At 28.8% G+C, this 15,941-nt stretch carries 10 protein-coding genes and 1 pseudogene; 10 read left to right on the top strand and 1 reads right to left on the bottom strand.

The window, feature by feature from the left end; genetic code table 11:
• Positions 1–3 precede the first annotated feature (3 nt).
• From BLS77_RS06780 to BLS77_RS06745, 8 genes are all read left to right on the top strand, one after another.
• Complete coding sequence (locus tag BLS77_RS06780) at positions 4–1,434, top strand: phage baseplate assembly protein V (protein ID WP_089967226.1); 1,431 nt, start codon at positions 4–6, stop codon at positions 1,432–1,434.
• Between the two features lie 71 nt (positions 1,435–1,505).
• A complete protein-coding gene (locus tag BLS77_RS06775) occupies positions 1,506–2,138 on the top strand; it encodes a hypothetical protein (protein WP_089967224.1) in 633 nt (210 codons plus the stop codon).
• 56 nt (positions 2,139–2,194) lie between these two features.
• On the top strand, positions 2,195–3,622 hold the full coding sequence (locus tag BLS77_RS06770) for a late control protein D (RefSeq protein WP_089967222.1): 1,428 nt from the start codon (positions 2,195–2,197) through the stop codon (positions 3,620–3,622).
• A 61-nt stretch (positions 3,623–3,683) separates the two neighbouring features.
• Positions 3,684–4,787, top strand: coding sequence for a pentapeptide repeat-containing protein (locus BLS77_RS06765; RefSeq protein ID WP_089967221.1), 1,104 nt, complete (start codon positions 3,684–3,686; stop codon positions 4,785–4,787).
• A complete protein-coding gene (locus BLS77_RS06760; RefSeq protein WP_089967219.1) occupies positions 4,784–5,302 on the top strand; it encodes a hypothetical protein in 519 nt (172 codons plus the stop codon). The genes BLS77_RS06765 and BLS77_RS06760 overlap by 4 nt, the downstream gene beginning before the upstream one ends.
• Before the next feature lie 3 nt (positions 5,303–5,305).
• On the top strand, positions 5,306–6,079 hold the full coding sequence (locus tag BLS77_RS06755; RefSeq protein ID WP_089967217.1) for a DUF4280 domain-containing protein: 774 nt from the start codon (positions 5,306–5,308) through the stop codon (positions 6,077–6,079).
• Between the two features lie 21 nt (positions 6,080–6,100).
• Positions 6,101–13,519 carry an RHS repeat-associated core domain-containing protein gene (locus BLS77_RS06750; protein ID WP_089967215.1) on the top strand — a complete coding sequence of 2,473 codons (7,419 nt, stop codon included), beginning with the start codon at positions 6,101–6,103 and terminating at the stop codon, positions 13,517–13,519.
• Positions 13,520–13,537: 18 nt separating this feature from the next.
• The gene (locus BLS77_RS06745) at positions 13,538–13,954 is read left to right on the top strand and encodes a hypothetical protein (RefSeq protein ID WP_089967212.1); all 417 of its coding nucleotides are present in this window, start codon (positions 13,538–13,540) and stop codon (positions 13,952–13,954) included.
• 453 nt (positions 13,955–14,407) lie between these two features.
• Here the strand turns inward: BLS77_RS06745 and BLS77_RS19835 are convergent, their stop codons facing one another.
• Positions 14,408–14,563: a hypothetical protein gene (locus tag BLS77_RS19835; protein ID WP_175490801.1), complete on the bottom strand. Its 156-nt coding sequence runs from the start codon at positions 14,561–14,563 to the stop codon at positions 14,408–14,410.
• Positions 14,564–14,782: 219 nt separating this feature from the next.
• On the opposite strand from BLS77_RS19835, the pseudogene BLS77_RS20745 reads away from it, so the two are divergent.
• Positions 14,783–15,238, top strand: a pseudogene (locus BLS77_RS20745) (hypothetical protein).
• Positions 15,239–15,895: an SMI1/KNR4 family protein gene (locus BLS77_RS06735; protein WP_089967210.1), complete on the top strand. Its 657-nt coding sequence runs from the start codon at positions 15,239–15,241 to the stop codon at positions 15,893–15,895.
• The last annotated feature ends 46 nt before the right edge of the window (positions 15,896–15,941 follow it).

The following is a 15,941-nucleotide window of genomic DNA, read 5'->3' as shown; positions in this document are numbered from 1 at the left end:
ATTATGAAAGAGGATTTTATAGCATATGATAACTTAAGAATATCCCCATTTGAATTTAAGCATATAGAGGATATGAGTATAGAAAATGATATAAATAATCATGCAATTCTAAAATTTACGGGTATTTTAGATGATGAAATGAAAGATAGCTATGTACAAGCAGCAGATGAAGAAACACTTATTGAAGTATTTTATGAAAAAGATGAATCACATTTTTCTTTATTTAATGGTCTTATTACAAAAATAAAAGTTAATGTGGTTAATTATGTATACATAATGTCTATAGAAGCTAAGAGTCTTGATTATAGAATGGACATTAGGAAGAAAAAAAAGGATTTCCAAAATGTTAATATGACTACACATGAATTAATAGATGAAGTGATGAAATCTTATCCTAGTGCAAAGTATGATATAAATATTCCAAATGAACCTATTGGAGCATTCATACTTCAATACAATGAAACTGACTATGAATTTTTAAAACGTATAGTATCTAGATATAATCAAAGTCTTATAAGTGCAATGGAAATACCTAATATTCATTTGTTTTTAGGTACTCCTGAGATATCAGTAAAGCCTAAAACAGAAATTTTCAATTATACACTTTCGAAAGTTATTGAGGAATACAATGATGTAAGAAGTAATGACGTAGAGAATGTATTAGAAACAGATTTTGTTACTTATAAAATACGAACTCAAGAAATATTAAATTTAGGGGAAAATTTTAATTTTATTGGTCAACAATTTTATGTTAAAAAAGCAGTTTATACAATGGATGAAGGTAAATTAGAAAATATATATGAATTAAGACCAAGGGGCGGTCTTAGATTAAAACGTTTATATAATATGAATGTTATAGGGATATCTATTAATGGATCAATATTAGAAGTTGCTAGAGATAAGGTTAAAGTAAAACTAGAAATAAGCGATAATGCAGATAGCTCTACAGCTTATTGGTTCCCTTATGCTTCAGTTGCAGCATCACCAGATGGTGGGGGATGGTATTGTATGCCGGAAATAGGTGAAAAAATAAGATTGAATTGTCCAACTAAAGATGAAAGTAAGGCATTTGTTATAAATGCAATAGATACTAAAAAATCAAATGGTGGAGAAGATAGAATGTCTAATCCAGATGATAAATCGTTAAAGACAGAATCTGGAAAAGAAATTAAATTTACACCAAAGGGAGTACTTATAGAATGTGATGGCGGACAAACTTCTATGAATCTTAATAAGGATGGAACAATAGATATTGTTGGACAGAAGAATATTTATATTGCTTGTGCTCAAAGTTTGTCTTTAAGGGCAGAAAATGAAATGACAATTACAGCTCAAAAGGGTATAGATATTTTATGTGAATCAGGAAGTAGTTTAATAATGTCTGATGGGGATGAAATTTTAGTTGCTGGAAATAGAGTTCATAACAATGGGTAGGTTAGAGTAGATTTTAAACATCTCTAAATAAAAATTATGGTTGTAATTACAATAAAGGAGTGCAATTTAAGATGAATAATAACGTAGATGAAAAAATAGCAAAGTTAAAGCTAGAGCAAAGAATTCAGAAAGAAAAAGAATTAAATGAAAAAGAATCAAATGAAAAATTAGAAAAAGATACAGAAGAGAATAGTGATGAGATTACTCTTGAAGAAGTAATAAAGCAAATGGAAGAAGGCGAGGTGAATTTAGAAGAAAGAAGTTTTAAATTTAGACGAAAATCTTTTTTAGGTAACAAGATAGAGATGCCTGTTCCTTTAGCATATTTTGAAGAGAAGGTAAATACTACTTCTAATGTTACATTAGTGAATGATTTGTATGGAGTAAGCTTTGCAGCAAATTATGTTAAAAAAGGTGCAGTGAAGCAAACATTTAAGCAATTTAAAGCAGGAATGGAAAAAAGCCTTAAGGATATGGAGCTTTATTTAGAATGGTTAGAAGAAGGGGAAATAGGAGAAGGAACTTCTAAAATATCTTATGGAACTTATAAGACACCAACAGGTAAAGGAGACCTTTATAATCTGATTTTCTATAAACAACATAAGGGAACGGTATTGATTGGAAATTATAATTGCTTTTATACAGATATAAAAACATGGGAACTATTTATAAAAGCAAGCATAATGCTTATGAAAATTAATTAACAATATCATCAGTATATTAAGAAAAAGAAACTTAAAAAAGAAGGGGGCGTATAAAAATGGTAGAAGCAATTAATTATAAAGAAATTAGAGTTAATGGTTACAACTTAGAGTCAATTAAAAACCTAAAGATAGAGACTACTACAAATGAACATGCAACTTTAAAGTTAACAGGGGTTTTAAAGAATGAAGAAGGGGAAAAAGACATTCATTCAACTACAAATAATAAAACTATAGAGATTTATTATGAAGGAAGTGAAAATGCAACTTTATTTTATGGAGTTGTGACTAATATTGAAATAAATGTAGATTTTAAAGTGTACACCCTTAATATAGAAGCAAAGAGTATGTCTTATTTAATGGATATAAAATTAAAATCTAGATCTTTCCAAAATATAGATATGACAACTCATACGCTTATAAATTCTATAATGCAAGAGTATAGCAATTCTAATTATATTTTAAATATACCAGATGAGCCTGTGAAGGAATTACTTATTCAATATGAAGAAACTGATTGGGAATTTTTAAAGAAAATGGCATCTAAATATAATCAAGGGCTATTTGGATCTATGGAGTCTAAGCAAATACAATATGTTATGGCAACTCCAAATCAATTTAAGAAGTTAAAATCATTAAACACTAATTATGAAGTATATAAAGAATTAGAGAATTATAAGTATATGCTTCAAAATCATCTTCAAGATGCTAGTGAAACAGATTATATAACTTATAAAATACAAAATTACGAAATACTAAAATTAGGGGATAATATACAACTAGAAAACCAAGCTTTTTATGTATATAAAGGAACCTATGAAATGAAAAATGGTATTTTAGAAAATACTTATAAGCTAAGGATAAAGAATGGATTAAGACAAAAAAGAATTTATAACACAAAGATTATAGGAAGTTCAATTGATGGAAAAATAATAAGTATACAAGGAGATTTAGTAAAAATTCACTTGAATATAGATAAATCTCAAGATATAGGAAGTGCATATTTGTTTAAATTTTCTACTATGTCAGCTTCAAGTGATGGAAGTGGATGGTATTGCATGCCTGAAATAGGAGATAGCGTAAAAGCATATTTCCCAACAAAAGATGAAGATGAATCATTTGCAGTAAGTGCAGTTAGTGAATACAAACAAGGTGCAGGGGAAGCAGAAGATAGAATGGGAAGTCCAGATGATAAATATTTAAGAACAGCACAGGATAAGCAAGTAAAACTAACTCCAGCAGGTATTTTTATTTCTTGTGATAGTGGACAAGCAGAGATGAATCTTACAAGTGATGGAACACTTAATATTACAAGTCAAAACAATATAAATGTAACAGCAGAAGAAAATATTAAGATTGAAGCTCAAAAAAGCTTTTTAATAAGTGCTAAACAAACAATAAACTTTGCTTGTGACAAGAATGCAGGATTGGATTTTGATGAGCAAGGACAAATAAGAGAAAAAGGCACAAAAGTTAATAACAATTAATTTATGAAAAAATATTTTAAGAAGAAGATTATAATTCCTATAAGTAAAGGAAGGGATTTTGATGAATAGAGAAGAGTCATTAAAACAGTTTAAAGAAAATATGGCTAAAAATTTGGCAGAAGAGTGTAAAGTAAAATTTGAAGAAAACTTTAAAGAAAATGAGGAAAATGTTAAAAATCTAATAATAGATAATATGAAAAGCTTAATAAAAAAGGCAAAGGATTTTCAACAAGTAATTGAAGATTATAAGATAGCAGTTTTTCAATTTGAACTTCTTAGAATAAATATTTTAAACGAAAGTTATAAGACGTTTATTCATGGATATAATTCATTGTGGTATTTAGATAAAGATTCAATATATGAAGAAATAGATTTGAAATTTTTATTTGAGCCTTTTATTGATTTAAAGGAAAAATTAATTAAAGAGAAAAAGATTTATATGGGAAAAGTGAATAACTATGATATTCAAGAAATAATCTTTGATTTAGCAGTAGAATGTTATAACAATATGTCAGAGAGTGCAAGGAATTGGTTATGGAATTTAGATGAAGAAGAATGGATGAAAGAAAGCTCAATACAAGATTTTTATATTATAAAATGGAGCGAATATCAAGGAGAAAGTGAAACAATATTCACAATGGATAATAAAGAAAAAAATATTAAAGAACTATTAGAATTAAAAAAACAATCAGAGGAAAAGTTACCTTTTGTATATACTGTATGGAAAAATAGCATATTAGAAAATGGTGATTTAACAAAACAAAATATGTTATTTATTAATTTTAAAGGAAGCAAATTAAAAAAGATAGATTTTTCAGAAAGTGACATAATAAGATCACAATTTAAAGATACAGAAGTTAAAAAATGTGAATTTAAAAATTCAATATTAATTGGAACGTCTTTTGAAAATTCTAAAATTGAAGATTGCAATTTTAATAATGGGGATTGCAGAGGTGGAGATTTTAGAAAATCAGAATTGCAATATGTAGATTTTGGAAATGCAAATCTTAAAAACTCAAATTTTACAAATGCAAATTTTACAAATGTATCTTTTGAAGGTGCAGATGTAGAAGACGCAATATTTAGTGAAAAAGATATACCATATATACATTTAACTCCAGAGCAACTCCAAACTATATACATAGATGGAGGGAACGAAGTATGAAGTACTTTATTTTAAAACAAGATAAAAATCTTGAAAATGCAATTGAAATAGAAGGTTTTAATAATAGTAAAAGAATGACATTGCTAAAAGAAAATGAAAATAAGTTTAAGGAATCTACAAATGTGCCTGTAAAAGGGAATGAAAACAGTGTTTATCCAGATTTTATTCAAGCACCAGTATTACTTGTTTCAGATGCGCTTCATAAGGTTTTTAACTTATATGAAAATACAATAATTTATAAAATTGCAGTATTTAGTGACTTAGAAATGAAAAAACAAAAGGTGTATAGATTAGTCCTTCCTGATTTGTTAGATGTATTAAGTGATAAAACACTATATTTAAAAAATGGGTGGGTAGATAAAATAGTTTTAGATTCTAAAAAAATAGGAGATTACAATATATTTGAAATAAAAGTGGGTGTAGATTATTATTTTATAGTTTCTCTAGATGTAGTGGAAAGTATATTAAAGAGAAAATTTATAGGAATTAAATTCGAGGAAGTAGAGGTGATATAAATAATGGCAAGTGAAAATGAAGAACAATATGGAACTATAGCAGGAACGGCTAAAACGGAAGTGGAAAAAGGTGTAAAAGATACAGTAGAGTCAGCATCTCAAATGGCTACTATGGCAAAGAATGTAGGTGGATATTTAAATAGGGATATTAAAAAAGCAGGCGACTGGCTTAATATGACACCTCAAGAGCATGCTGCTGAAAAAGAAAGAAAAAAACAAGAAGCAGATGAGGCACAAGCGGCAGAAGATCAAAAAAAAGATGATGAAAAAAAAGCAGCAGAAGTAGAAGCCGCGAGAATGGAAGAACTTAAAAAGAGCTATATTTTACATACTGCAGTTATTATTTGTAGTTGTGCAATACATGAAAGTTATGTTGTGCTTCCTATAAGTCATGGAGAATTGATACATGGAAATTATCAGTTAAACGTAGGTGATAGCAAGCCTGAGATAAATATAAGAAGTTTTGGTATATGTAATAGTCCAAAGAATCCTGCAGTGCAAGAAGCTGCTAAGGAAATAATGAAGAATATTAAAGAAAGACCGAAAAGTTTTATGGATAAAGTTATGGATTTATTTTCTAAAGAACCATCTTATGAAGTAAGTGATGATTTACTATCAAAATGTGTAGGAAAGTGTATTCCTCAAATATTTACAGAGTGGATAGATGGCAAGGAGGATGTTCTTGTTGATGGGAAACCATCATTACTTGGAAAATGCACCCTTGAATGTTCATATGGGGGACACATTACATTATATACAAGTGGGCAAATGGAATAATAAAGGGCAAGGAGGAGTTATATGATACTTACATATAAGAATCTTAAAATAGAAATACCTTATGAAGCAATTCAAGTGGAAGATATAGATATAATACAGCCTATTAATGATCATAGTTATTTAGAAATAAAATTATTAATAGTAGAAGGCAAAATATCACAGTATATAAATAATGACGTTAGTGAAGAAAAAATAACAGTAATAAGACAAAGCGAAGAAACTAAGATATTTGTAGGAAAAATAAAGGAAGTTCATATGTCATATGAAGGTGGACTTCATATTATGGAACTAAAATGTGTTTCTTGTACAAAAGAGTTTGATATTAAGAAAAATAGCAGAACTTTTTGTGATTTAGATATGACATATAAGCAAGTTATAAATAAGGTTTTAGAACCTTACTCAAGTAAAAGTTTCACTGATAATATAACTAATGGGGAAGCTATAGGGGAATTTATACTTCAATACGAAGAAACTGATTGGGAGTTTTTAAAAAGAATCGCAAGTCATTTTAATGGGGTATTACTTTCAGAATGTACAGAGGATTATGGAAGATTTCATTTTGGAATACCAAAGATTAATAACAATGAAGAAATAGTTTTAGATGAATATGAAGTTGTAAAAGATATTGATAATTATAATAAATGCGAAGCTATGAATTTGCAAGATAATTTTATTCAAGAATATACAAAGTGGAATATTATAAGTGCTAAGGAATTAATACTGGGAGAAGAAATTTTATTTAATAATGTTAAATGCGTAGTAGCAAAAATTCATACTGAAATTTATAAAGAAGAACTTAGAACCATTTATACATTAGGATTAAAAAGAGGACTTAGAAGTATATCTAAGGTTAATCATAAAATCTTTGGAATGAGCATTCCGGCAACCGTAAAAGATGTACAAGGTAACACTATGAGTGTACATTTTGAGATAGATGAAGCTTGTGAATCTTACTCAAATCAAAAATATTTCACATATGCCATAGAAAGCAGTAGTTGGTATTGTATGCCAGAAAAAGAAAGTAAAGTTCATATTTATTTTTCAACTAATGAAGAAAAAGACGCAATTGCAATTCATGCAGTAAGAAGTGCAGATGGAGCTGCAAAGTATGCAAGTAAAACACAAAATCCAGATGATAAATCATTTTCTCATTCAAGCGGAAGCGAAATGAAGCTAACACCAAATGATATGAATTTCACAGCAGATGATAGTGGTGGGGTAAATTTAAACTTATCTAAATCAGGAGATGTGTCTATTAATGGAAAAAACATAAATTTTACAGCTACAGAAAATTTAGAGCTTGGAATGAGAACTAGTGGTGGAGATGGTCCGGCTTTTAGACCACAGAGCATACAAATTTCAGCTAAAAGTAAAATAGAAATATCTAAAGGTGGAGCACTTGTAATTCAAATGGGTGAGGAAATGTTTATCCAAGGACCTGTAATTAAATATGAGGGAGCTATTAAAGATTCAGTAGAATTACCAGCTGAAATAGCAAATAGAAATGATGAAGATGAAGATAAAATAAAGGAAATTAATAATGGGGCTAAAGCTTATGTGGAAGAAAAACTTCAAGAAGCTAAAAGTAAAATAGGATTTGGAGCTATTGCTTTAGCTATTGGTGTAGGGGTACTAATTGCAGCAGCTACAGTTTTAACTGGGGGATGGGCACTTGTAGCTTTAGGGGTTGGTATGGCAGCAGCCGCAGCAGGTGCATCAGAAATTGGTGAGGGTCTATCAGATTATAGTAAAGTGCAAAGTGCAGATTTCTCGAAATCCTATAATTTTATGCGGGATACTGTGTGTGGTGGAAATGAAACACTTTATAATATTGTAAAGTATGGTTCAGTTCTTATATCAAGTGTGATACTTGCGGTTGCAACAGGAGGAGCGGCTAGTGAAGTATTATTAAAGACAGCATTAGATGCAGGTGGAGATGTTGCTTTCAATGCACTAGCTGATTATGCTGATAATGGAAAACTTGATAATGACGTAATGAGTTATGTAAAATCAGCTGCAACTTCTGCATCATTATCATGTGTAAATATTGGTGCGATGAATAAATTTAAAAAACTAGAGAATATTAAAAATCTAGAGAAAGCTAAGAAGATTTCATGTAAAACACTAGGTAAAATTAGATTAGCTTCAGATGTTGCATTAGACATGGCAGGTCAATTAGCTACTACAGGAGATGCCAACCTTACAAGTACCTTTTTAAAGAAGTATGTGGGGAACAAAGTGTGTTTTTCTGACCCAGTAGATGGAGCAACAGGAAGTTTATATATTCCAGCAACAGATATTGTATTACCAGATATTCATGAAGAATTTAAGATAGAGAGAAAATATGAATCTGTAAATAATAGAGTAGGATTACTTGGATATGGCTGGACAAATAACTTTGAAACTTGTCTTAGCGTAGTAGGAGAAAAGGCTTGTGTACTTTGCTCAGATGGTCATGTTGAAACCTTTTATCAGCTTGATGGTGAATGGGTAAATGATAAAGGCGGAGCAAGAATCTACGCTTTAGATAGAAAAGAAAATTATTGGATATTTAAATCCTTCCAAGATAAAAAAACTTATAGATATAATAATCTAGGTAAGCTTATTGATATAACTGATAAGCATAATAATAAACTTAGCTTAACTTATGTTGGAGAAAATATAGATACTTTAACAACATTCTCAAATTATAAGCTTTTCTTCACATATAAAGATAAAAAAGTAATTGAAATAAGGGACGAACTTAATAGAACAGTTCAATATAAATATGATGGAGATTATTTAACTCATGTTGTTCATGTAGATCAAGGGATAACAAGATATACTTATGATGAAAAAGGATATATAAGCAGCATAACAGACCAAAATGGACAAACTTATACTAAGAACTTCTTTGATGAAAAAGGAAGAGTTGCAAGTCAATATTTTCCAAATGATGATGTTTGTAATATAACTTATAATGATTCTAAAAAAGAAGTAACATTCTATTACAATAAAAGTCAAAGAACAGAAAAAACAAGATTTAATAAAGATGGACTAATAACACATGTATTTTATGAAGATGGAAGTGCGGAAGAATATAAATATGATGATTATGAAAATAAGATTTATATAAAAGATAGAAATGGTTTTGAAACTCATAGAAAATATAATGAATTTGGAAGTTTACTTAAGGAAACCCTGCCAAATGGGTTAAAAACAGAATATACGTATGATGAAAATGAAAACCTAATAAAAGAAGCAGATAACAATGGAAAAGAGATTATTTATGATTATGATAGTGAAAGTAATTTAATAAAAGAGCAAACAAAGATTTCAGTTGGAGAATGGAAAACTGAAAGTTACACATATGATTCTAAGGGAAGAATTTCAAGTAAAACTGATGGTAATGGAAATACTTCAAAATATGAATATGACTTAGGAAATTTCTTAGAAGGAAAACAAGGAAAAGATCCAGTAAGAGTATTTACAAACAGTGGATATAAGTATGAATATGAGTATGATGAAGTAGGAAGAAATACTGAGATAAAGACAGATTATGGGACTATAGAATTTGGATATAATAATTTAAATTATGTTGCTGAAATTAAAGATGCTAGTGGAAATAAAACAATAAAAAATTACGATAAAATGGGTAATCTAGTAAGTCTTTATACGCCAAACAGCGGTGTTAAAGGTGAAGGCTATAAATATAAATACGACCATATGGATAGGCTAATAAGCATAAAAAATCCATTAGGAATTGTAGAAAAAAGCATAAGAGATAGCGAAGGAAATATAATAAAAGAAATAAACCCTAATTATTATAATGATGATAGTAAAGATGGTCTTGGAGTAGAATATGTCTATGACAAAGATAATAGAAAAATAAAAACTATATATCCAGATGGGGGAATAGAAAGATTTTTCTATGATTCAAATGGAAATGTTATAAGACATATAAGCCCAGAATATTATAATGTTGAAACAGATAATGGATTAGGATATAGTTATGTTTATGATGCTATGAATAGATTAAGTTCAATAATAAATGAAGAAGGAATTGCAGAAAAAACCTTTGAATATGACCTTCATGGAAATATGATAAAAGAAATTGATGGTGAAGGAAATTCAAGCTTATTTAAATATGATTTATTTGGAAATCTGATTGAAAAGAGAGTTCCAGCTGAAGAAGTAGATTTAGCAGAAGAAAATAAACCTACAAATAAAATTAAGGTTGAGAAAGTTAAATATAATGTAACTTGCTATTCTTATGATAAAAATAGTAATAAGACATTAGAAAAACATGGAACTGAATTAGTAGAAGAAGATGAAGTTTGTAACTATTACCATGAAATTTACTTTGAATATGACAAAGAAAATAGGCTTATTGAAGTAAAAGATAAATATGGAGCAAAATCTTTATATAAATATGATTGCTTAAATAATAAGATTTATGAAAGCTTTAAAATTAATGGAACTACAAATAAAATAATTCATTACAATTATGATAAAGTAGGAAATTTAATAGAAAAGAAAGAAGAAATCAATGGTAAGTTTGTAGCCCCAGAAACTAAAGGGAAAAATGTTTGGGCAATTACAAGTTATGAATATGATAAAAATGGAAATATAACTAAAATCATAACTCCAAAGGGCTATAAAATAGAAAGAGTTTATGATGAAATTGATAGAGTTATAGAGCAATATGAAAAAGATGAAGCAAATGGAATATTTAGAAGTAATATTTATAAATACGATAAAGCTAATAACGTTGTTTCTTTAAATGAATATTCAGGAACAGAAGCTAAAGATAAAGCTAAATATGAAAAGAAAAAGACTTACAATTATGATTCTCAAAATAGACTTACTCATTTTGTTAATGTTTCAGGGAATACAACGAGGTTATTTTATGATAGAAATGATAGAATAATAAAACAAGTACTTCCAGAGCAATATGATGAAACTAAAGATAATGGAGTAGGAACAACATATGTCTATAACTTAAAAGGACAAGTTGTTGAAGTTAAAAATGCATTAGGGGAAACTATAACTCAAAATACTTATGACCCTAAAGGAAATATAAAAACTTCAATTGATGGGGAAAATAATAAAGTAGAATATACCTACACATTACTTGGTCAAATAAAAGATATAACAACTCCAAACTCTAAAAAAGAAAATAAAATAGCTCAAAGTTATAATTATGATGCTAGGGGAAATATTACTGGAATAACAGATGGCAATGGAAATGAAACTAGCTACATCTTAGATGATTGGGGAAGAATAACTCAAATAGAAACACCAGAAGGTGGAACTGAAAAATACACTTATGATTTTGCAGGGAATATAACAAGTACCACTGATGCAAATGGTGGAACTGTAGAATATTTCTATAACAGCCTAGGACAAGTATCTGAAATAAAAGATCAAGAAGGAAATAGCGAATATTTCTATTATGATAATGAAGGGAATTTAACTAAACACATTGATAGAAATCAAAATCATGTAGATAGAAAATACAATATTGATAGAAATATTATTGATTTAAAAGCTTATACAGTAAACCAAGAATTAATGGCGATAGATGCTAAACAAGCTGAAGAAGAAAATGTTAAAAACATAGCATTAACAAAACCTTCAGCACCTAGTCATAATAGGTTTACAGAAAGAATAAAAAGGCAAAAAGAAAAGCAATTATTAGAAGAGCAAAATCCTAAAGTAATAGAAGATTTAGATAAGTATAAGCTAAACCTTATAAATCAAAGATTCAACTATAATCCAGATGGAACTTTGAATAATGCCTACACTGGAAATATGATGTATAATTACACATATAATAAGGAAGGTATTTTAGAATCTAAGAGTGCATCTGGAAAAACATTAATAAGTTATACTTATGATAGAAATAATAATATTAAAACTATAAAAGATATTACAGGAAAGAGCAGTGGTTATAGTTATGATAAGGCTAACAGAGTTAAAGAAATAAAAGATAACAATGAAAATTCTTTAGCAGTTTATGATTATTATAAAAATGATAATGTTAAAACACTAACTGTAGGCAATGGTTTAAAAACAGATTATACTTATGATGGTGATGGAAATGTTCAAAGCTTAGTTACAATATCATCAACTGGAGAAGTATTAGTAGATTATAATTATGCTTATGATTTAAATGGAAATAGACTTCAAAAGCTGAGCTCAAAGCATAAAAATTTCTACGATTACGATAGCATGAATAGATTAAAAGATTCTAGCTATGATGGAAGAAAAGAAAGTTTTGACTATGATAAGGTAGGAAATAGACTAAGCAAAACTACAAATAATATAACTGATAAATATGTTTATAATGTAAAAAATCAGTTAAAAGAATTACACAATAAAAATGAAATAAATTACTTTACTTATGATAAACAAGGAAATACAATAAAAGAAGAAGCAAAAGATGGGAATACCAATTTTGAATATAATACTTTAAACCAACAAGTTAAGGCTATAACTAAAGAAGGAAATACTTTAGTTAGTAGATATGATACAGAAGGTTTAAGATCTGAGATTGAAGAAAATGAAAAGTTAACTAAGTTTATATTCCATAAGGAAAATATTTTAGTTGAAACTGATGGGGATTATAATTCAATTTCTAGATTTGTTAGAGGTTATGAAGTTGTTGCGGCTGATATTGCTGAGGGAGATTTAAATTTAGAATTAGAATCGAACTCAAATAGATACTTCTATAGTCAAGACGAACAATGTAGTACAATTTATATTAGTGATAAAGAGCAGCAAGTTAGAAATGAATATTATTATGATGCTTTTGGAAATATTTTAGATAGCAGAGAAGATGTTCATAATAGGATAACTTATACAGGGCAACAATTTGATGGTATAACTCAGCAATATTATTTGAGAGCTAGGTTTTATAATCCAGTGGTTGGGAGATTTACGCAGGAAGATGTTTATAGGGGCGATGGGTTAAATCTTTATGCTTATTGTGGGAATAATCCTGTGGAGTATTACGATCCTAGTGGATATATGGAATGTGATAGTAAAGACAGGCAAGTAGAATTGGTAGAAGAAAAAATTCTAGTAGGTTTATCATCACCTAAAATTGCAGGGGCATATGGTACAGTACCTAAAAATGGAGGCGAAAACCATCATATTCCAGCAAATTCTGTTAGTCCATATAGCATGTATTCAGGACCAGCATTAAATATGGAAAAGCCAGATCATAGAAAAACAGCAAGTTGTGGTAGTTCAAAAGAAGCAAAAGCCCATAGGCTCGCTCAGAAGAAATTGATTGAACAAGGTAAGTTTAAAGAAGCACAACAAATGGATTTTGATGATGTAAAGTCAAAATTTGGTGCTAAATATGATGGGGGGATAGATGAATTAACACAGTATACTGATGAATTATTAAAAAAGAAACCATTAACTGATGAATTATTGAAAAAGAGACCATGAAAATGAGGAGGAGTATAAATGAATTTAGAAATAAGCTCTTATGTTGGAGCAGGATATTTGAAGTTAGGAAAGACTAGAAATTATATTAGGAAATGTTTTGATAATAAATTTAAAGAATTTAAAAAAACACCAATTAGTGAAACTTCAACAGATGACTTTGGATACTGCCATGTGTACTATACCAAAGAAGATAAGTGTGAAGCTATTGAATTTTTTGAGATAGCTAAAATTACATTTAACGGAAAATCATTAATGGGAGAACCTTACAATAATATAAAGAAATTTTTTGAAGTTATTGATAATACAATTGATTTTGATGATAATGGGTTTACATCAATAAAATATGGGATTGGAGTTTATGCACCTTTTGCAGAAGATGAACCAAAAGAACCTGTAGAATCTATTATTATATTTGAAAAGGGATATTATGATTAAGAAGTATTTCAATAGAGTGCTTAATAAAAGACTATAATAGAAAGCACCGTTTCCATTCACAAGTTCAGAGGGGCTAATACCTCTTTCGTATAAGTTAAAAAAATCTTTGATTTGCTAGAGTATTCTTAAAAATACTCTAGCATTTATAATTTATATATAAAACAAAGCTTATGAATTAAGTATTTCTATGTAATTTATAATAATAGATAATTGTATTTTGCATGAAAAATAGAACATCGTGTAGATGTTCAAAATTTAATTATATAGACTTATGGAGTACTACAGTTTTACATTAGATCAACCCTCTCATTTCTCAATGAATTTAATCAAAAGTTCCATCGTGCACAATCTTAATGGAATGGCCGGTTTTATATTCTCCGAGACTGGATATAAGTCATAAGGTCTTGTTTTTAATAACCATTCCTTCCAGTTCTATTTTTAATTCAAGTAGCTTTAGTTTATGACTTCTAAAAATTTATTAGGAGCATATTCTCTATTATTTTTTATAATTCCAAGTATTAATTTAAGAATATTATCGTAAAGTGCAATTAAAGATTGCTTGTCGGTTAAAGGATTTACTGGTCTAGTTTTATAATACTTATGTAACATTTTAAATTATTGATTATTAACAACTAGAGTTATAACGGCTATATATAAAGAGTCCATGGGTTAAATCTTTATGCTTATTGTGGGAATAATCCGGTTGGGTATTTTGATCCTAGTGGATATAAGAACTGTGATAGTAAAGTTCAAGCTTCCAGTAAATCTAGATTAGATGAGTTAAGACAGAAACATGGAGGATTAACGTCAGAACAATTACACTCTAAGATAAATAAGAGATCTGGTATTGAATTTTCACCAAGAGCAGAAAACAAGTATATAAAAAATGGGGGATATAAAACAAATGATATAGATAAACATAGGAAAAATAGTATAAATGATAATCGAGCTAATGGGTCTTCACGTTCAAAAGCAGATGGGCAAGTACAGTCACACCATGCGATTCAAGATCAATGGGCTAAGTTATGGGGAAAAAGAAATGGTATAAAATATGTGAGAGGAAATGCACCAGGAATACTCCTTAGAAGTAATTATGGTGAGGCACATGCTAAATTAAGTACACTTTAGAGAGAAAGAAGACGTAGTGAGGGATTTAATACTGATATAGTACATGAATTTAATATAGGATATAAAGAAATGATAAAAGCAGGTGTTAACCCTAAAGATGCTAAAAAATCTATTAGGGAAGCATATAGATATTTTGAAAGTTTAGGAGGACTTTAAATGATTAATATAACTAATAATTCAGATTTTACATTATATGAACCAGCAACTAAAGAGGAGGTAATCAAAATTGAAGAAGAGTTTGGATTTAAATTGCCAAATGAGTATAAGGACTTTTTAGCTGTAACTAATGGTTTATTAACAAATGGAACTGTATCAATATTTGGGACAGCCGAGATACTTGAAAGAAATAGAACCTATGAAGTTCAAGTATATGCAGAGGGATATGTATCCATAGGGCTTAGAGATGGTGATGATTTTCTACTAATGCATACAGAAGAAACTGCAAAAGAAGTAATAAGCGTAGATTGTGGGGACATGAATCCCATTAATGCAGAACCGTTTGCAGAAGATTTTATAGAATGGATAAATAATGGAGCTATTGATCCTTACGAGTTAGTGGAGAATGGGGAAGAAGAACAAGAATTAGGAAGATTGATACTAATTGAACCACCTAAAAATGGTTCAAGTGATTTGAGAATTATAGAGAAAGCATTTGATATACAATATCGTGCATTTGAGATACTAAAAGGATATAAAAATGTACCTTTTGTATTGACAGAGGATGTTGTAATAGATGAAGCGTTAGAAAAGATAAAATCACTTGGAGAATTAGGAAAATTACTAAAAGTTGAAAAAATAATGAATAAGCTGTAATTAAGGATTTATTAGCCACTTGATTAATTTCAGGTGGCTTTTGAAA

This window comes from Clostridium gasigenes, assembly GCF_900104115.1.
Taxonomy (GTDB): Bacteria; Bacillota; Clostridia; order Clostridiales; family Clostridiaceae; genus Clostridium; species Clostridium gasigenes.
This window is presented reverse-complemented; position numbering and strand designations above follow the sequence as displayed.